Source organism: Shewanella seohaensis (assembly GCF_023283775.1).
GTDB lineage: Bacteria > Pseudomonadota > Gammaproteobacteria > Enterobacterales > Shewanellaceae > Shewanella > Shewanella seohaensis.
In genome coordinates, this window is sequence record NZ_JAKILE010000001.1 from 368,928 (window position 1) to 387,996 (window position 19,069).

Below are 19,069 nucleotides of genomic sequence, written 5' to 3' on the forward strand. Positions count from 1 at the left end.
ATTAACGTCCTTTTAGTGATGACTGATTAACGAGAACGAAGATACACTGTGTCGCGGCAGAGTAAAATACAAAAACGGCGCCGAAGCGCCGTTTCCAATGACTCAGCTAATGACTCGTTAGAAGTTCATTGTCAGTTTAGTGTAGATATAACGTCCCATTGGGTTGTGTACAGAAATCACATAACCATAGAGGTCGGTATCGCCGTCACCAATCGCAAATGGTGGTTCTTCATCGAACACGTTGTTCACGCCTAATGTCAGCTTAAACATCTCGTTGAATCGGTAACTACCTGACATATCAACTAATAACTGCGCATCAACCATACGAGACTTGTTAGTTTCGAAGTCTAACACGCCGTCAAAGTCGATATCTGGAGTATCTTCGAACTCACCGATGTAGCTCAGGTTTACGTTGGCAGCGAAGTTATCCATGGTCCAATTCGTGGTGAGTAACCAGCGATGTTGTGGGAACTTGTACTCGCCAGTGTAATCGAGACCGTCTTTTTCGAAGTTATGTAAGTAGCTGTACTCTAGGCCAAACTTCAAATCACCAAAGCTATCTAGCTCAAGACCATAGTGGGTTGACAGGTCAACACCCTGCACATCCTGCGAGCTTAAGTTGATAAAGCTTGAGTGAATAATGCTGATAGGACCTAAGGTTTGACCCGCTTGCGGTGCTAAACGCTCACACACTGTGCTGTTTTGATCGTTACAGTTTGCGGTGTAGATATCGCCCAATGGCTGCTTATCGATCTTGTTATCTTGAGTGATGCTGTAAACATCGAAACCGATATCAAACTTCTGGCTTGGCGCCCAGATAAGTCCAAGGTTCCATGTTTCTGACTCTTCGGCATCCAACTCAGAGTTACCCTGGAATTCAGTGTTGTAGTCGAGCGCTTCACAATCCACACCATCGGCGGCGCAGCGATAAGTATCGATAAAGAAGCTACTTTCGCGTGATGGGCCTAAACCGATTTGTGCCAATGAAGGCGCGCGAAAACCCGTTGACCAAGAACCACGGCTCGTCAGCTCATCGGTGATGCCCCATTGGAACGCCACTTTAGGGTTAGTGGTTGAACCAAAATCGCTGTAGTGGTCGTAGCGACCCGCGAGTTGCAGCTCAAAGTTATCCGTGACAGGAATAGAGAACTCCACATAACCCGCGTATTGGTCACGGGATGCCGCAGCTGAAACCGCTTCGGTACCGAAAATCAGTCCACGTTGGAACTGTTCATCCGGCACGTCGCTGACACTTTCTTCACGGTATTCCACACCCGCAGCCATCATAATATCGCGATCCGCCAGCGTGAACGCTTGGCCCGAAATGTTCGCCGCGTAAGACGTCATGCTCGATAAACCTTGGCGAACTAGGCTAGTGGTAATCGCATCGATCACATCCTGCGAGTTCATGGTGCCGCCAAAGGGATTGTAGCGACCCGCATCAATTTCGGCTTGCAGGTAATCGGTTCTGACCCAACCTTGAGTACGATCGCCCGTTTGAGTCGATTCACTGCGGCCGCGTTGTACCGAGGCTTCCCAATCCCACTCTTTAATCGTGCCACGTAAACCCGCCACTAAACGCAGGGTGTCGGACTCGATATCCCAACGACGAGCGCCCGCATCCACAGTACGGAAACGACCGATTTCAATATCTTTGCCCCAAGGATTATTTGGGTGAGTGCCAGGCACTGTTAAGGCAGCATCTTCATCCAAAGGTGTTGGCGCACCACCCGCAATTGAAGAGTTATGTTGCGCGGCTAACTCGAGGAAAGCGGTTAAATCGTCATTGAAATGGTAATCGAATTGACCAATAGCCCCGATACGCTCAGCCTCAGGGATCACTAAGTTGTATGGACCATAGTCAAATAAACAGCTGCCGCTGGCCGTTGCACGATCGGGCGGACAGGATGGGTCGATAGTCTTCACACCATCGACATAAAAATAACCGGGGAAACCGCGTGAGGAACGGAAATCTTCACCACCGTAAGGGCTTTGATCGGCTGTGCCAAAACGGCCCAAATCGGTTGCCGCTAAGGTATCGTTTTTAAAATAATCGAGAATAACCGACGCACTGCCCTTTTCGGACTTCACGCCCCAAACGACGCTTGCCGTGGTTTCATCGTAACCCGTACCCGGGGTGTCGCCGTAACCTAAGTTAACCTCAATCCCTTCGATGTCTTTTTTCAAGACGATGTTAACTACACCCGCAATCGCATCGGAACCGTAAATCGCCGATGCACCATCTTTCAGAATATCAATGCGTTCAATCGCCGAAACCGGAATGTTGTTAATGTCGACGAAGGAGTTAGTGATACCTTCGGCAAAGGCACTTGCCGCAACACGGCGACCGTTAATCAATACCAGAGTGGCGTCAGGGCCTAAGCCACGCAAACTGATTGAAGCACCACCGTTGGCGGTCGAGTCTTGGCTGTTGCCACGGGTAGAGAAAGCGCCAGCACCGTTGGCAGGCATACGTTCGAGTAACTGCTGCAGGTTGTCAAAACCCATGTTGGCAATATCTTCTTTGCCAATGGATTGAATGGGTGACGGTCCCTCGATATCGGTGCGCTTAATACGAGAGCCCGTTACTTCAATGCGTTCAACTTTGTCAGCGCCGTTATCGGCTGCATAGCTAATACTCGGGGCAAATGCCATTGCGATCGCGATAGCACAAGCACTGGGTAGAATCTGAGGTCTTTTCATTTACATCCCCTAATCTTCACTTGTTAAATTTATTTTACTTTTATTAAACTAATTTTTAACACAACCAAGGTAATCGGTTGTAAAACAAAGTCAATGGGGGACTGTAAAAAGTTAAACTTTTGTTACTAATAAAAACCATGTATTTTCCTGCTGAGATCTCTCAAGATAGCGAAATGGAACATTGGCATTGAGGAAGAACATGCAAGAACAAACAATTCATGAAGCCCAATTTGAAGATAATTTAGGTTTGTACTGGTTACTCTCAGGGGCCGCTTACTTCACCTTAAGTATTGTTGGTATTCCCTTGTTATTACTTTGGTTTCCTATTGGGTTATGGGGGACTCGCCGCTACATCAGCAATATGAGCGCACGCTTAACCAGCAAAAAGCTGATCGTGCGCAGAGGCATATTAACTCGCACAGAAAATACGGTTCCCTTAGATAAAATTACCGATATCGCCCTCATTCAGGGGCCGATTATGCGCCTGATGGGATTACATAAACTCACGGTTGAAACTGCAGGACAATCGGGGGCTGGCGCTTTAATTAGTCTGGTTGGTATAGTCAACGCCCCCGATTTTAGGGCGCAGATTTTGGAGCAAAAAGAACGCTTAAGTGAGGCACATACCACCAGCGAGACGAGCGCTCCCACAGAGGATAACGCCCTGTTGACCCAACTAGTGGAAATGACGGCAAGCTTAAAGCGCATCGAAGCCCTACTCGCCTCAAAATACAATTCTTAACAGTTAACATCGCGACTTAACGACTTAGATAGCTCAGTATCGAGCAAACCATTTCCAACGGATAAGGAAACACCCTGCGTATTATGGCGACTTCTCAAGTAAAACCTCTCCCCATGAATTGGACAGCCCAACTGGCCCTCGGCATAAAAGCCATGGGACCCGGTGTGTTAATGGCCGCAGCCGCGATTGGGGCTTCACATTTAGTGTCATCCACCCGCGCTGGCGCAGAATTTGGATGGCAACTCGCCTGGGTGATTTTGGGAGTAAACTTGCTGAAATACCCCTTCTTTGCCGCGGGTGCGCGATACACTGCCGCCACGGGAGAAAGCCTACTACATGGGTATCTTAAACAGGGCCGAGGTTACTTGTGGTTATTCACAGGCCTCAATGTGATTGCTTCCATCGCCAGCACCGCGGGGGTTTGCATGTTAACCGCCGCCATGCTCACCCAGTTTATCCCCTTACCTATTGATGTGTTGGCGTTATTGGTGCTGATAAGTTCGTTGTTGTTATTGATTTTAGGGCACTATTCATTGTTGGACAGGCTGACTAAGATCATCATGTTTGCCCTGACACTCACCACATTAATCGCCGTCGCCTTGGCATTAGATCATGTAAAACCGCTAGCAAGCCAGTTTGTCTCCCCCTCACCATGGCAGTGGGCCCATGTGGGATTCTTGGTCGCCATGATGGGCTGGATGCCTGCACCTATTGAAGTCAGCGCTTGGAATTCGCTGTGGTTATTGGAAAAACAAAAGACATCCCCCGTTACTCCCGCCCAAGCCATCTTAGACTTCAACTTAGGTTATCTAGTCACTGCTCTGTTAGCCGTGGTCTTTTTGGCCTTAGGTGCGCTGGTGATGCATGGCAGTGGTGAGCATTTTTCCGACTCTGGTGCCAAATTTGCGAACCAATTAATCAACTTATATAGCCAAGTCATGGGGGGTGAAAGCCGCTATTTGATAGGCATAGTGGCGTTTTTATGTATTTTCAGCACCACTGTCACTGTCATCGATGGCTATAGCCGAACCTTGAACATGGGTTGGCAACTGCTCTCACGCGCAGCAGTCAGCGAAACCCAATCGGACAAACGCCTAACGGGCATCATGCTCAGCGTAAGCGCATTAGGATTATTGCTCATCCTGTTTTTCAAGGGCGCCCTGCTGCCACTGCTGGAGTTTGTGATGATTTTAGCCTTTATGACTACAGTAGTTTTTGCATGGCTAAACTATCGCTTAATGACTAGCACCCAACTGCCAGAGGCTCATCGTTATGGCACCAAAATGAAATGCCTCTCATGGCTAGGATTAAGCTATTTGCTTATTTTTGCAGTGCTTTTTATTTACTGGTACTTCGTCATTCAAGCTTAATCTAACCCACAGCCGCTAAGCAGGAGAGCATTTCGCTCACAGTAACGGTGCGAGTATTTAGCAGTGAGATAGACTCACCTGCTTTTATTGCGCTTTGGGTATATAATGTCTGCTCTTAAACCAGACTGCGCAGCCGCGCCTAGAGATGACCATGATTAACAATGATATTTTGCGCCGTTTGCGCTTCGTGTTTGATTTCAACAATGCCAAAATGATTAAGATCTTTGCCAAAGTTGGAAGAGAAGTGCCAACCGAAGAGATGATTAGTCTGCTGCGCAAAGAAGAGGAAGAAGGCTATAAGGCCTGTAACGACACGACCCTATGTCAGTTTTTAGATGGCCTTATAATCGAAAAACGTGGTTTACGCGAAGGGGCTGAAATCCCAAAACCAGTTTCAAAATTAAATAACAACTTAATCTTCAAAAAGTTACGTGTAGCTCTAGAAATGCGTGAAGAAGATATTGTGGCCACCTTAGCACTCGCCGAAGTGCAAATGTCTAAGTCTGAGTTAAGCGCACTGTTTCGCAACCCAGATCATAAAAACTTCAAAGCCTGTGGTGACCAAATCCTGCGTAACTTTATCCGTGGCTTATCACTAAAATATCGCGGTGTTTAATCTCCCAAATAGCTTAACCCCAGAAACGCAGCCTAGGCTGCGTTTTTTATTTTAATAGCGCCTTAAACAGCCATTTACACGGCAAAAGCATTTACAATCAATTAACAGAAGCATGTTTTAAACGGCCAGATTGTCGCCTGCTGCAAAAAAAGCCACAAATAGCGCACGACACAGGCAACAAAGATCACATTTCATGATAACCTTACGTGACTTACCGCACGTCTCAAGCACGTACCGAACCATTAAACAATAACTCAAAGGTTACCCATGGACGATAATAAACGCCCCCTCTATCTTCCGTTTGCAGGACCTGCCATTCTTGAAGCTCCCTTAATTAACAAGGGCAGTGCATTTTCGGAAGAAGAGCGTATTTTCTTTAACCTCGAAGGCTTAGTACCCTACGCCATTGAAACTATTGAAGAACAGGCTTCACGCGCCTACGATCAGTTCAGAAGTTTCAATAACGATCTCGATAAGCACATCTATCTGCGCAACATTCAAGACACCAACGAAACCCTGTTTTATCGTTTAGTGCAAAACCACATCAGCGAAATGATGCCAATTATCTACACCCCGACGGTAGGTTTGGCCTGTGAGCGCTTCTCGAAAAACTATCGCCGTAACCGTGGTCTGTTCATCTCCTACCCGAATAAGGACAGAATCGACGACATCCTCAATAACTCGACTCGCCAAAAAGTAAAAATCATCGTTGTGACCGACGGTGAGCGCATCTTAGGCTTAGGCGACCAAGGTATTGGCGGCATGGGGATCCCGATTGGTAAATTGTCGCTCTACACCAGCTGTGGTGGGATCAGCCCCGCATACACACTGCCAATTACCTTAGACGTAGGTACCGATAATCCACAGTTGCTGGAAGATCCTATGTACATGGGTTGGCGCCATCCACGTATTGGCGGCGAAGAGTATGCGGAGTTTATCGAAGCCTTTATGCAAGCCGTGCATGTACGTTGGCCAGATACACTGATCCAATTCGAAGACTTTGCCCAAAAGAATGCGATGCCAATCCTTGAGCGTTATAAGGATCGCTACTGCTGCTTTAACGATGACATTCAAGGCACCGCCGCCGTGACTGTGGGTTCATTACTCGCCGCCTGTAAAGCCGCGGGCACTGAGCTGAATAAACAGCGTATAGCCTTCCTAGGTGCCGGTAGCGCAGGCTGCGGTATTGCCGAAGCTATCGTTGCGCAAATGGTGTCTGAAGGTATCAGCGACGAGCAAGCCCGCAGCCAAGTCTGCATGGTTGACCGTTGGGGCCTGCTGCTCGACAACATGCCTAACCTGTTGCCATTCCAACAAAAATTGGCTCAAAAATGTGCCGATATAAGCAACTGGAATAACTTCAGCGACAATATTTCACTGCTCGATGTGGTCAATAACGCTAAGCCAACGGTGCTGATTGGCGTATCGGGCGCACCGGGTCTGTTTACCGAAGAAATTGTTCGTGCAATGCATAGCCACTGCGAACGTCCAATTATCTTCCCACTGTCAAACCCCACCAGCCGTGTTGAAGCGACGCCAAAAGACATTCTGCACTGGACGTCTGGCCAAGCCTTAGTGGCAACGGGTAGCCCGTTTGAACCTGTTGTTGTCGATGGCGAGACCTATGAAATCGCGCAATGTAACAACAGCTTTATCTTCCCAGGTATTGGTTTAGGTGTACTCGCCTCGGGTGCTCGCCATGTCTCCGATGCGATGTTAATGGCATCGAGCCGCGCGCTCGCCGAATGCTCACCGTTAGCCATTAATGGCTCAGGACCACTCCTGCCAAAACTGGAAGATATTCACTCAGTAAGTAAGCATATTGCGTTTGCCGTCGGTAAAGTGGCAATTGAGCAAGGATTATCCTTGCCTGCGAGTGATGAGCTGCTGATGCAATCTATCGAAGATAATTTCTGGAAGCCAGAGTACCGTCGTTATAAGCGTACGTCTTTCTAATATCAGACATTATTCCAATAAAAAGCCCGTCAATCGACGGGCTTTTTATTGAGTCAAACTCACAGTTTAAGGCGCCATCACCTGTTTAAAGCTGTTGAGCATAGAACGGTCGGTACGCGCTTTCTTTAATTTACGCACACACTCTTTCAGTGACTCATCGGCTAAGCGACCAAAAATACCGTTGTACTCATTCTCATTGATGGCCTCATCGGTATCGGCCTGCTCAGAAATCTCCTGGGCGACACGGCTAAGTTGCAACCACGCATTGGCAATATAAAAACCATGGAACTCAGCCTGCGGCATTAAATTGCGCGCACTGGCGGGCAATGCTTCCCAAGCCGTGGCAAATTTGTCTTCGCGATCGAGTAACAACTCGGCGCATAAACCTTGGTAAGCCGCTAACAGGCTCTCTGGCATTTTTGCCATAGGTAGCACTTTATTGGCAACATTGTGGGAAATCCGCTCGGCGGTTTCACGATACTCAACTGATACTTCAGCCATAATTACTCTCTTATCCTAAGCAGCTTAAAATTGGCCACTAATATATAAACCATAGACCCCATTATGGGCCAAAGGTGTCACTGTGATCCCTTTATAGGGCTCAGTAAAATACCAACCCGCCAGTGCGCCAATGGCTGCGCCTGCGAGCACATCTTCTAAATAGTGCTTATCACTCTCGACTCGGGTGTAGCCCACATAAGTCGCAGCAAGATAGGCAGGCAGACCATATTGCCAGCCATAACGCTGCTGAATAAACGTGGCCGCCATAAAGCTGTCCGAGGTGTGCCCTGACGGAAAAGAATCATCACCACTGCCATCGGGTCTATCCTTACTGACACCCAATTTAAGCCCTTCGACTATGACTCGGCTCGAGACGGCGGCCTTAAGTAATTGCCACGATCCCTCATTCCCATCCTCATAGAATAGGGTCGCGCCCAAAGCCGTCGCAGGCAGGAGTAGATGAACCACATCGCCCGAGGTTTCGATATCATCCGAGTTTGCCCAACTCGCTCCCGTAAACAGCAACAGGACGGCACAGAGTAATTTTTTCAAGGGTTTTCCTTATTGGGTGAGATCCAAGGCGACGTTTATACCTTGATAGCGGAATGAATGCAAAAATTGCAAACTTTACATGTAAACAAGACGTAAAAAGTTTATGCTAAGATAATGATTAGCTATCTGTTTCAGCGCTAACGGGAAACCTCATACTTGCAACATTACCTTCGATATTTAGCCATTTGTCTTATGCTGTTAATAGGACCGCATAGGGTTGCTATTGCCGAAGAACAGACGCAAGTCGATCAGATTTTTGCATTATTCGATAGCGGTGAAGCCATGACCCGTGAATCTATCGAGCAAAACCTATCACTGCTGGAAAAGCTCATTTCGAGTGATGATGTCAAGCGCATCGAAAAACTGAATCTGCTTAAATGCTGGAATCTTCCCTCGGAGACCGAGGCAGACGTATCTCACTCACTCAATCATATTGAGCAGATTAAGATACAACTACCAGCTAACGCATCACCACATTTCATCACCGACTTAACCCTCTGCCATGCTTGGTTTTTACAACAAAAGGGTGATATTAATGGCGCCATGTCGGGTTATACCAAAAGTATTCAGAGCGCCTATGAACACGAAGATATAAAACTAATTGCCGATGCTCGCAGTCTGCGGGGAGCCTTATATTCCTACATTGGAGATTTTTCTGAGGCGCTGGACGATTTAGTGACCGCGCAGGGGTTGTACGAGTCCTTGAACTTAACGGGCTGGGCAAATATCAATTTAGCGGATATTGCCACCAGCTTTAGGCGTTATGGCGACCCTGAGAGTGCGATTAAATACTACAATAAACTCAAAGAGTTTTACTCCCAAAAAGGCAATAAGGAACAAGTTGCCAATGTCACTTCGGATATCGGTCTCGCGTTAGACGAACTCGGAGAGCACGAGCTGGCCATCGATAACTTCCGCTTTAGCTATCAGTATTTTAAAGAGCACAAATACCCTCTTATTGCCGCGATCAACGCGACCAATATTGCCTATAGCCTTATTCAGTTAAATCGCCTCAATGAAGCCGAAAGCTATTTAAAGGAAGCGGCGCAGGAAATTACCGACAAAGAACCCAGCGCCTACAGCTTTATGAAGCTATTTATGGCGAAAATTCGTTATCAACAGGGACGCTATCAAGAAGCGCTGGATGAACTCGCCGCCGCAGAAGTGTCATTCCGTGTGATGCACAATGATCGCGGCCTCATCCAACTATTACAGCTTAAAAGTGATATCCATGCGGCCATGGGCGATCTACCATCGGCCTACCAAGAGCTACAGCAATTTATCGCCTTGACGAAAAAGGTGGATGATAGCTCCTCTGCACACCAAACGACTGAATTAAAAGTAAAGTTTGATACTAGCTGGATCGAATCAGAAAACAAACGCTTGCTCGATAATCAAAAATTAAAAGAACAAGAGTTAGCACTACTCGAGAAAAATAAATCACTGCAACTTATCATCCTGCTGCTCACGGGCTTTATTTTGGCGATAGTGTCACTCTTTGCCTACAAGCAAGTACACCGTAACCGTCACCTACAGACCATAGCCTTAACAGATTATCTGACCCAATTGCCCAATCGCAGGCACATCTATGCCCAAGCTGAGCTGTATTTCCAGCAGGCGATCAAACAAAAAACACCATTCTCTGTGATCATTTTCGATGCGGATCATTTTAAAAAGATTAACGATAATTTCGGTCATGAAATTGGTGACCAAGCCTTGCTGACCATAGCCCAAGCCAGCCAAGCATTAACCGCGGACCGCAATCTCATCGGCCGAATTGGCGGTGAGGAGTTTTTAATCCTCTTACCCAATACCAACCCAGAGCGCGTTTGGGAGCTGGCACACGAGTTACAAACCTTAATCACTCGTTATGGTGCCATTAATTTGCCCGTAGAGTTAAAGTTAACTGTAAGTGCCGGAGTGGCTACTTTAAATACCGAATTAGGCAAACAAGATGATAGCTTTGCGCGCTTGCTTAAGCGAGCAGATAACGCCCTTTACGACGCCAAAAACGCTGGGAGAAACTGCGTTAAAGCCGCAAAAACTGCCGACTAGCTTACGTATTTCGGTGCCAAAAGATCTGATGTTCGAGGGGCGGCGGCAAAGCGCCAAACCATTTTTGATAGAGCCGAGCAAAATCCCCCGATTCTTTGAGCTTTTCTAACTCGGCTTGCCAACGTTGCACCGTGTCGGCAGAGGTTCCTTTTGAGAATGCGAGATAAAGATGGATTTCGGCGATGACATACACAGGTTTGATGTCCGACTCCTTCGCACCGATATCTTGCAGTATATGCTTGACCGCCAAATCGGCCTGACACCAGAACCGCACCCGTGAAAACAACAACTGCTTTGCCGATTGCTGCGGAAAACTCGCCACTAATAGCGCATCGATACCCTGCTGTTGCAGCAGCTGCGCGCCGATAGACTCCCGATAAACACCGACAATCCCCGCCGCACTCACTTCAGATAATTGATTGATGCTAATAGGATCGTCAGCTCTGACGTAGAGGGTAATTTTACTGGTCGCTATAGGGCCAATAAAATCGAAATGGCTTTCCCGTTCATCGCTGATAGAAGTGGCAAACAGCAACACATTCGGCGCAGAACTCGCAATCGAGTAAGCTCGCGCCCAAGGTAGCACCTCGATTTTCTCCTGCTGTCCAAGGCGGGGCTGCAGCAGATTCACCAGTTCCACCCCAAAGCCTGTCGGCACCCCATCTTGCTCGAAGCTCATGGGAGGCCAAGCTTCTGTCACTAACCGCACCGTCTCGGTTGCTGCTTCTGTTGCCGCAAAGCTAAGCCCTGAATAGCCTAATCCCATGCACAGTAGCAGGCGATAACAGTGTTTACTGAGGGTGGACAACATAGGCAAGACCGAAGAGGAAACTTACTATCCATCATAGATCTAATTTACACACTGAAGAAAGCAAATTAAGGATTTGGCTAAATCCCCTTGGAACGAAACTCGTCCCTAGTGGCATAAAACTGCTATCATAGCGCCATCTTATTAAGCCCAATGCCGCTTCCATGTCGATCACCACTCCTAGCAATATTCCCGATGCCGCCACCCTATCCCGTCTCGCTTTACAAATTAAGCATTGGGGAAAGGCGCTCGGATTTGCCCAAATAGGGATTTGCGACACCGACTTAACAGCGGAAGAAGCTAAGTTGCAAACCTGGTTAGATAAAGGATATCACGGGGAAATGGGTTACATGGCCACACACGGTATGATGCGTGCCCGCCCCCACGAGTTGCACCCTGGCACAGTTCGAGTGATTTCAGCTCGGATGGATTATTTGCCGCCGGAGGCGGGGTTTGCCACTAACTTAGCCTCGCCGAATATGGGCTATATCTCGCGTTACGCAGGCGGCAGGGATTACCACAAACTCATCCGTGCCCGGTTAAAAAAGCTGGGCGATCAAATCAGTAGCGAGCTTGTCGCCTTGGGGTTCGATGCCGCCGACTTCAGGCCCTTTGTCGATTCGGCCCCAGTGCAGGAACGTCCACTCGCCGAAAAAGCCGGCATAGGTTGGACTGGTAAGCACTCACTTATCCTTAATCACGATGCGGGCAGTTGGTTCTTCCTCGGGGAATTGCTGATCAACCTGCCGTTACCCGTAGACATTCCGATCCAAGAAGACTGCAACACCTGCGTGGCCTGCATCACTTCCTGCCCGACAGGCGCCATTGTCGAGCCTTATACTGTGGATGCACGGCGCTGTATTTCTTATCTGACAATCGAATTGCAGGGTGCCATTCCCGAGGAGTTTCGCCCCTTAATGGGAAATCGCATTTACGGTTGTGACGATTGTCAGTTGGTGTGCCCGGTCAATCGCGAGGCGCCGCTGACTCAGGAGAGTGATTTCCACATTCGGCCTAAACTCAAGCAGCCTGAACTGCTCACCTTGTTTGCGTGGAGCGAAACCGAGTTTCTTAAACAGACCGAAGGCAGCGCCATTCGCCGTATTGGTCATCAGCGCTGGCTACGCAATATCGCCGTTGCCCTAGGCAATGCGCCGAGTTCTCCGCAAATCATCGCCGCCCTTGAGCAACGTAAAGCCCAAGCAGATGTCGATGATATGGTGAAAGAACATATCGACTGGGCCCTAGTGCGGCAACGTGCGGGCGGCTCACAAACCAATAACCGTAAAACGGAGCGACTGGTTAGGGTCATCCAAAAAGGCTTACCACGGGATGCCTAGCATTTCAGCTTAATGCTTTAATTCATACTGGCAACAATCACTTGTGTGGCATCAAAACAGGCAAAACAAGGCTCACCAACTTTGAGCGTTTGAATGTCGGCCAATGGCATCACCGAATAGATAATCTCTTTAGCGCCAATCTCTATCGCTAACTCAGCCTTATCGGCAAGTTTAGTCACACTCAGTAAGTGCCCACTGACGCAGTTTTGCCCCGCGCTCTGGCATGCATCACGACTGGCCGTCACCGCGGGCGCCTTAAACAACAATAGAATCGATTGGTCCAAAGCTAACTGCAGACGCTCAAAACTGGCATGGGTCACTGAGATTTGGATCTGTTGCCCCCCCGCCAATGTCACCTTCAGGCTGTCATTCAAACCGAGTGGCTCAATGCTGTGGATACGCCCCGTTAATTGGTTGCGAGCACTGGTTTTAAGGGAGAAATGCGCCATCACATCTAACAAACTGTGCATATCGACCGAATCATCCAGCAACGCTGACAGCGCCATTTCCTGCACCTGCGAGGTGATGGAATACACCTTAAGTAAACGTTCACCAAACTCGGTCAGTTTGGCACCACCACCGCCCTTACCACCCTTTTCGCTGCTGACGACGGGCTCGGGCATAGTGGTATTCATCTCATTTATCGCATCCCAGGCGGCCTTATAGCTGATCCCCGCCAACTTCGCGCCCTGGCTGATAGACCCAGTGTTAGCCACTTGGCGCAGCAAAGCTATCCGCCGAGGATTGGCGAAGGGTTTGTCCCCCAATGACAATGTCAGTAGTGCGTGTAAGTCCATGTTCCTGCGCGCCTTAGCTTAAGTGAATACTATTGTCCCCGATCAATCTTGAGATACCAATACGTACGGTCGGAATTCTCCGCCGAGGTATTAGCGTTTTCGCCAATAAACCGAGCCGAGATCACTAATTTACGTATCAGGACTTGAATGACCGATATGTAGATTGGTATATATCGATCACTTTTTATCACGGAGGAACACCATGAGCTCGCTCAAAGACTTTATTCGTTTTACCACAGCCTCAGTCGTTGGCTTAGCCCTCAGTTGCAGCATCAGCTTTGCCGCAGACCAAGAACAAGTGACGGTTTTTGCCGCCGCATCCCTCACGAATGCGCTTAATGAGATTGGCCAGCAGTACGAAAAGGAACATCAAACGAAAGTGATTTTCTCCTTTGCCTCCTCCTCAACACTCGCCAAACAAATCGCTAATGGTGCGCCCGCCGATCTGTTTATCTCCGCCAACCAAAAATGGATGGATTACCTCGTCGAGGCCAAGGCGGTCAATGCCGATAGCCGCATTACCCTGTTAAAAAATACCTTAGTGCTGATTGCCGAAAAGAACAGCCCGGTAAACCAAGTCACACTGAACAGCGATTGGGATATTAAGGCCGCAGTCAATGGCAGCCGTTTAGCGGTGGGCGACCCTGACCATGTCCCAGCCGGACAATACGCCAAGCAAGCGCTTGAAAACCTCAACCTTTGGAAAACCGCAGAACCACTGCTAGCGAGAGCAAACAATGTCCGCGCTGCTTTAGCATTAGTGGAACAGGGCGAAGCCCCGCTCGGTATCGTTTACTCGACCGATGCCAAAGTCGCGCAAAAGATTAAAATTGTGGCGACCTTCCCCGCGACCAGCTATAGCCCGATTGAATATCCCAGCGCCTTAACGAAGCAGGAATCCACTGCCAGTGCTAAAGACTTTAATCAATACCTTCAAGGCCCAAGCGCCACAGCAGTATTTGAAAAATATGGCTTTGGAGTGAACTAGTGCTGAGTGATGTTTTAGTAAGTGGCTCGCTGTTTGACGGGCCACTGCTCAGCGAATACGAAACCGCCGCGCTACTGCTGAGCCTCAAAGTCTCAGCGGTTGCCGTGCTGGCCAGCTTACCCTTAGGCATTTTATGCGCTTGGTTGCTGGCACGCGTGGAGTTCCCCGGTAAGGCTATCTTTGACAGTCTCTTGCATCTCCCATTGGTGTTGCCGCCGGTGGTGGTGGGTTACCTGCTACTCATCAGCATGGGGCGTCAGGGCGTCATCGGGCAGTGGCTATACAATTGGTTTGGGTTAAGTTTTAGCTTTAGCTGGCGCGGCGCGGCGCTCGCCGCCGCAGTGGTCTCCTTTCCTTTAATGGTCAGAGCCATACGTCAATCCTTCGAAACCGTCGATATTCGCCTCGAACAGGCGGCGCGCACTTTGGGAAGTAGTCGCTGGCGAGTATTTTTGACCATCACCCTGCCTCTCACCTCGCCCGGCATAGTCTCAGGGATGATCATCGCCTTTGCCCGCAGCCTTGGGGAATTTGGCTCGACCATCACCTTCGTCTCCAATATTCCCGGCGAAACTCGCACCATTCCGCTGGCCATGTATTCCTTTATCGAAACACCGGGAGCGGAATATCAGGCTATGCGCCTGTGTATCATCTCGATAGTGATAGCGCTGGCCTCCTTACTCGCCTCCCAATGGCTCACTAAAAAGGCCCTCAAAAGAACGGCAAGTGTATGTTAAACATCAATATTGAAAAACAACTCGGCCAACTACAACTCAAGGTGAACACCCAATTACCATTACAGGGCGTCACCGCCGTATTCGGCCGCTCGGGAGCGGGCAAAACCTCCTTGGTGAATTTGCTCGGCGGATTAACCACACCGGATAAAGGCGAGATTAGCCTTGGCGACACACTATTGTTCAAGCATAAAACCGTTAATCTGCCCCCTGAAAAACGCCGAATTGGCTATGTATTTCAAGAAGCGAGGTTATTTCCCCATTACAGTGTGAAGGGCAATCTCACCTATGGGATGCGTCATAAAACGCCTGAATTGTTCGATAAAGTGGTCTCGCTACTGGGCATAGAAAAACTTTTAAGCCGCTATCCCAGCACGCTCTCCGGCGGCGAAAAACAACGGGTCGCCATTGGCCGTGCCCTACTCACCTCGCCGCAGATGTTATTGATGGACGAGCCCTTAGCCTCCCTCGATTTACCTCGAAAACGCGAATTGCTGCCTTACCTACAAACCCTAGCGCAGGAATTAAAGCTACCGATCGTCTATGTGAGCCACAGCTTGGACGAAATCCTGCAACTCGCCGACCATATGCTGGTGTTGCATCAAGGAAAAATGATCGCCCAAGGACCACTAACACAGGTATGGAATAGTGAACAAATGCGCCCCTGGGTGCCATTGCAGGAACTGAGTTCATTGCTGAGTGCCAGAATCGCCGAAAGACATCCTGATTATCCAATGACAAGGCTGTTGATGGATGATGGCAATCAGCTCTGGGTCAGTGGCCAACTGCCGCCCACCCATAAGCAGTTAAAGGTGCGCATTCAAGCGAACCATGTATCGGTTTGCACAGAGGAACCTAAAGGCTCGAGTATTCGTAACTTACTCAGAGGAAAAATAAAAGAGCTCTACCCCAGCGATAATGGCGAGCAAATTCAACTTAAAATTGCCCTAGGTAAAGACGAGCTATGGGCCAACATCACCCCATGGGCGCGAGATGAGTTACAACTAACTCCCGGCAAAAATATCTATGCCCAAATCAAAGGCGTGACAATGACGCAAATGGATATTGCCGAGTCTCACTGAACAGATATTGAGAACGAAATAAAACACAAAAAGCCGACTCTAGGTCGGTTTTGCTTTTTATGAACAATCGTATCGACAGAAAACTCGGCTGAAGACAAAACCAAGATATATCAGGCTAATCCATTGTAATAATAGGAGAACCTGAGGCGGGTTAAGTCCACTCTACATTAGACAATCTTGTCACATGAAGGATTAAACCCTTCATATGAGATTAACTTGGTTTATTTTTTCCTCATAGTATGAATCCATTCAAGACAACCTATGGAATCATTACTATGAATACTTTAAAAAAAGCCATTATCACCACCCTCATCAGCAGTACATTGGCCACAGGTGCATACGCCGCTGAAACCAAACAAGCAGAAGCAGTCGATGCAGCCGATATGACCCGCGCTTATTCTACCCTCTTCGTTGGTGCGAGTAACAATGGTGATGTCAAAGCATCGGGTTCACTCTCTTACCGTTATGAGAATGGTATGGAGTCTATGGTATCCCTTGAGGGCACTATGGACAAAGATGGCGAATACAGCGATAGCCGCCTGCAGTATTTCCACGTATTCAACTTAGACAATCCAATTACGCCTCGAGTAGCCGTATCCCTTGACATCATTGACAACGAAACGGCAACGACAGCCGCCTTGGGTGCAATATCGATTTTCCGTACGCCAATTGACTCGTTAACTTTCTTTGCTCGCGCTGGAGTATTAACGGGTCAATATTCAGATGAAGCTATGGATAATTTTGGTGTCACTGATAACAGCCTAGTCGGTGGAATGGGAGCGGTATATGCGGTATGGAAAGCTGGACAAGATGGTACCTATTTGGCCTTTTACCCTGAGTACACCTATTTAAATGGTGACATAACCTCATCCACCTTAAAAACGACGCTCATGGTAGCGACTCCTTTTAGTGCGGATAAAAAACGTTGGGGACAAATTAAGTTTGAAAAAACCACGGGCAGCATGAAATCTGACACCCTCAATATTGATGTTGATGAAACCCGCGTTTGGTTTAACTACAAGGTTTATCTGTAAACCTCACCTATTACCTCGCAGTTAGGTGGCCAGAGCTGATGCTCCGGCCGCTTAAGTTAATTCATCCAATTCCTCAATTTACAGAGTGTCGATGAGAGTCATCAAATGAATTTACAAAAAAATCATTTATCAAGGAAAACATCAATAACACTTGTTACTTTGACATCACTTTTACTTTTTATCTCATCGAGCAATGCCGCTAGTGATGTAACAAAAAACCTAGAAAAAACGAATCCAGATAGTATTAATGATCATGGCCAAAGCATTTTCATTAAATATGGTATTGATGAAAGCTTAATTAAACTTGGTCTAAGTTCGCTTACAGCAGGAGAGCACCTCGTCGAGCATTCAACTCGGACTATCAAAACTGGTGATAAAGTCAGAACGTCTAGAATATTCTTAGTCAAAGAAACGGATCCCAATGGGGATATTGATCTGCGTATTAAGTACAAAAAATCAGACTTTAATGATCGAGTCAATGCCGTTGATGAAATTGAACGTAATACAAGGACAGAATATCGCCTACGAGATTATGCACAAAGTTTCGACCCTAATACGGTGAGAGAGCTTAAACAAGACGATGATACTGTTATTGTAAAGTTTAATTATTCAAAATATGGCCTCCCACAAGATATTGCTTACTTCAGACATCTTCAAGTAGCGATTAAGGTGAAAGACAACCTACCAATCAATATGATAATAAAAAATTCAAAGCCATTTAATTATGAAGGCTATCGAATTGAGTCATATGAGCAAACCATACAATTTAATCGACTCGATAATGGCCGAGTGATTCTTTCACAAAAGGATATAAAAATAACAGGAAACTCAGCAAATGAACCACTCGAAATCAACATATCTACCATACCTGTAGCGCTTTACGACGATGCCGATGGTGTAGTTATTCTTCATCAAGAATTACTCTCTGAAGTGTCAGATCCACGAATCCAAGAAGAGCGAGTCAAACTCGATAGGTTATTTCCACTAATGGGAGATGTGGTACGTCAAAAGGGCATAGACATGCCCCTTCCATACGGATTGTCTATCTCCTATCGCAACCAAGAAATGGATGTTCCCTTTGATAACTTTAATATTATGGGGATAACACTTAATGAAATATTTGATCCAACTCAATCTTTCGGAGTCGTCAATGCTGAAAGTATTTCTTTAAGAGGAGATATTAATATTCTTCCGTTTTGGAACGTATTTGGTGTAATTGGTAAAGTCAGTATCGATGCGAATGTGGATGCACAATACACGGGTAAAGCGGGAGAGATGATTAAAGATAAGCTCAATGAAAAATTACCTGGACTTGGCTTTGTATTTTGTAAAGAGTTAGTACCCGCCATGTGTAACCCAGCAACTATCCATGTACCTCTACAACTAGATTATGATGTGGTAGGGATAGGTACTACACTATCTGTGGGTTACAAGGAATTTTTTGCTTCTATCACAGGAACATATACCACGACTCGTTTAGCTGGAAATGATAACTGGGGTAAGCCTATCGTCACTATTCAACCAATGCTAGGCTATCAATTCGCCGATTATCGCGCACAGTTGTTCATCGGCGCAGAATATCAGGGCTTAAGATCTACCATGAGCGGAACCATTGATAGTTTGGAAATAGCTGGTCAGCCCTTTAGATTTGATGTTGGCGTGAACTTAGATGAGTGGGCATATTTAATCGGCTTTAATAAACAGTTTAGTAAAAATTACAATATGACCCTACTTTATAATAAAGGGGAGACACGTAATTCATTAACACTTAATTTTAGCTATCGGTTCTAA

16 protein-coding genes are annotated in these 19,069 nt (G+C 47.4%); 11 read left to right on the forward strand and 5 right to left on the reverse strand.

Going from position 1 to position 19,069, the window contains the following annotated elements:
* Window positions 1-117 precede the first annotated feature (117 nt).
* Window positions 118-2,703 (reverse strand): TonB-dependent receptor plug domain-containing protein, encoded by a 2,586-nt coding sequence (locus L2713_RS01600; protein WP_086902017.1) that lies wholly within the window; start codon window positions 2,701-2,703, stop codon window positions 118-120.
* 199 nt (window positions 2,704-2,902) lie between these two features.
* Between L2713_RS01600 and L2713_RS01605 the strand changes: the two genes are divergently transcribed.
* The 4 genes from L2713_RS01605 (at window position 2,903) to L2713_RS01620 (ending at window position 7,387) form a co-directional block, all read left to right on the forward strand.
* Window positions 2,903-3,445, forward strand: coding sequence for a PH domain-containing protein (locus tag L2713_RS01605; protein ID WP_248966645.1), 543 nt, complete (start codon window positions 2,903-2,905; stop codon window positions 3,443-3,445).
* A gap of 83 nt (window positions 3,446-3,528) precedes the next feature.
* Window positions 3,529-4,815, forward strand: coding sequence for an Nramp family divalent metal transporter (locus L2713_RS01610; protein WP_248966646.1), 1,287 nt, complete (start codon window positions 3,529-3,531; stop codon window positions 4,813-4,815).
* 151 nt (window positions 4,816-4,966) lie between these two features.
* Window positions 4,967-5,431, forward strand: coding sequence for a YehS family protein (locus L2713_RS01615; RefSeq protein ID WP_041416743.1), 465 nt, complete (start codon window positions 4,967-4,969; stop codon window positions 5,429-5,431).
* Between the two features lie 267 nt (window positions 5,432-5,698).
* Entirely contained in the window at window positions 5,699-7,387 is a 1,689-nt protein-coding gene (locus tag L2713_RS01620; protein WP_086902015.1) for an NAD-dependent malic enzyme, read from the forward strand.
* Window positions 7,388-7,453: 66 nt separating this feature from the next.
* Here the strand turns inward: L2713_RS01620 and L2713_RS01625 are convergent, their stop codons facing one another.
* Window positions 7,454-7,888, reverse strand: coding sequence for a DUF3069 domain-containing protein (locus L2713_RS01625; RefSeq protein WP_011625248.1), 435 nt, complete (start codon window positions 7,886-7,888; stop codon window positions 7,454-7,456).
* Between the two features lie 24 nt (window positions 7,889-7,912).
* Entirely contained in the window at window positions 7,913-8,440 is a 528-nt protein-coding gene (locus tag L2713_RS01630) for a phosphatase PAP2 family protein (RefSeq protein ID WP_086902014.1), read from the reverse strand.
* A gap of 192 nt (window positions 8,441-8,632) precedes the next feature.
* Between L2713_RS01630 and L2713_RS01635 the strand changes: the two genes are divergently transcribed.
* Window positions 8,633-10,495: a GGDEF domain-containing protein gene (locus tag L2713_RS01635; RefSeq protein ID WP_248966647.1), complete on the forward strand. Its 1,863-nt coding sequence runs from the start codon at window positions 8,633-8,635 to the stop codon at window positions 10,493-10,495.
* A gap of 1 nt (window position 10,496) precedes the next feature.
* On the opposite strand, the gene L2713_RS01640 is transcribed toward L2713_RS01635, so the two are convergent.
* Complete coding sequence (locus L2713_RS01640; protein WP_380823578.1) at window positions 10,497-11,306, reverse strand: substrate-binding periplasmic protein; 810 nt, start codon at window positions 11,304-11,306, stop codon at window positions 10,497-10,499.
* A 161-nt stretch (window positions 11,307-11,467) separates the two neighbouring features.
* On the opposite strand from L2713_RS01640, the gene queG reads away from it, so the two are divergent.
* A complete protein-coding gene (gene queG, locus L2713_RS01645) occupies window positions 11,468-12,643 on the forward strand; it encodes a tRNA epoxyqueuosine(34) reductase QueG (RefSeq protein WP_248966649.1) in 1,176 nt (391 codons plus the stop codon).
* A gap of 17 nt (window positions 12,644-12,660) precedes the next feature.
* Here queG and L2713_RS01650 read toward each other — a convergent pair whose 3' ends face one another.
* Window positions 12,661-13,440 (reverse strand): TOBE domain-containing protein, encoded by a 780-nt coding sequence (locus L2713_RS01650; RefSeq protein WP_248966650.1) that lies wholly within the window; start codon window positions 13,438-13,440, stop codon window positions 12,661-12,663.
* A gap of 202 nt (window positions 13,441-13,642) precedes the next feature.
* Between L2713_RS01650 and modA the strand changes: the two genes are divergently transcribed.
* The 5 genes from modA to L2713_RS01675 all read left to right on the forward strand — a co-directional run bounded on the left by modA (window position 13,643) and on the right by L2713_RS01675 (window position 19,069).
* Entirely contained in the window at window positions 13,643-14,428 is a 786-nt protein-coding gene (gene modA / locus L2713_RS01655; RefSeq protein ID WP_109287279.1) for a molybdate ABC transporter substrate-binding protein, read from the forward strand.
* Window positions 14,428-15,165 carry a molybdate ABC transporter permease subunit gene (gene modB, locus L2713_RS01660; protein ID WP_011625242.1) on the forward strand — a complete coding sequence of 246 codons (738 nt, stop codon included), beginning with the start codon at window positions 14,428-14,430 and terminating at the stop codon, window positions 15,163-15,165. The genes modA and modB overlap by 1 nt, the downstream gene beginning before the upstream one ends.
* On the forward strand, window positions 15,159-16,244 hold the full coding sequence (modC, locus tag L2713_RS01665; protein WP_248966652.1) for a molybdenum ABC transporter ATP-binding protein ModC: 1,086 nt from the start codon (window positions 15,159-15,161) through the stop codon (window positions 16,242-16,244). The genes modB and modC overlap by 7 nt, the downstream gene beginning before the upstream one ends.
* 275 nt (window positions 16,245-16,519) lie before the next feature.
* Window positions 16,520-17,278, forward strand: a complete 759-nt coding sequence (locus tag L2713_RS01670; protein ID WP_248966653.1) for a hypothetical protein — start codon at window positions 16,520-16,522, stop codon at window positions 17,276-17,278.
* 105 nt (window positions 17,279-17,383) lie between these two features.
* The gene (locus tag L2713_RS01675) at window positions 17,384-19,069 is read left to right on the forward strand and encodes a hypothetical protein (protein ID WP_248966654.1); all 1,686 of its coding nucleotides are present in this window, start codon (window positions 17,384-17,386) and stop codon (window positions 19,067-19,069) included.

Coding starts and splice junctions, on each gene's coding strand:
- modC (WP_248966652.1), top strand. CDS start 15,159: ATGTTAAACATCAATATTGAAAAACAACTCGGCCAACTACAACTCAAG.
- L2713_RS01605 (WP_248966645.1), top strand. CDS start 2,903: ATGCAAGAACAAACAATTCATGAAGCCCAATTTGAAGATAATTTAGGT.
- L2713_RS01675 (WP_248966654.1), top strand. CDS start 17,384: ATGAATTTACAAAAAAATCATTTATCAAGGAAAACATCAATAACACTT.
- L2713_RS01650 (WP_248966650.1), bottom strand. CDS start 13,440: ATGGACTTACACGCACTACTGACATTGTCATTGGGGGACAAACCCTTC.
- L2713_RS01600 (WP_086902017.1), bottom strand. CDS start 2,703: ATGAAAAGACCTCAGATTCTACCCAGTGCTTGTGCTATCGCGATCGCA.
- modA (WP_109287279.1), top strand. CDS start 13,643: ATGAGCTCGCTCAAAGACTTTATTCGTTTTACCACAGCCTCAGTCGTT.
- L2713_RS01670 (WP_248966653.1), top strand. CDS start 16,520: ATGAATACTTTAAAAAAAGCCATTATCACCACCCTCATCAGCAGTACA.
- L2713_RS01620 (WP_086902015.1), top strand. CDS start 5,699: ATGGACGATAATAAACGCCCCCTCTATCTTCCGTTTGCAGGACCTGCC.
- queG (WP_248966649.1), top strand. CDS start 11,468: ATGTCGATCACCACTCCTAGCAATATTCCCGATGCCGCCACCCTATCC.
- L2713_RS01610 (WP_248966646.1), top strand. CDS start 3,529: ATGGCGACTTCTCAAGTAAAACCTCTCCCCATGAATTGGACAGCCCAA.
- L2713_RS01635 (WP_248966647.1), top strand. CDS start 8,633: ATGCTGTTAATAGGACCGCATAGGGTTGCTATTGCCGAAGAACAGACG.
- L2713_RS01640 (WP_380823578.1), bottom strand. CDS start 11,306: ATGTTGTCCACCCTCAGTAAACACTGTTATCGCCTGCTACTGTGCATG.
- L2713_RS01615 (WP_041416743.1), top strand. CDS start 4,967: ATGATTAACAATGATATTTTGCGCCGTTTGCGCTTCGTGTTTGATTTC.
- L2713_RS01625 (WP_011625248.1), bottom strand. CDS start 7,888: ATGGCTGAAGTATCAGTTGAGTATCGTGAAACCGCCGAGCGGATTTCC.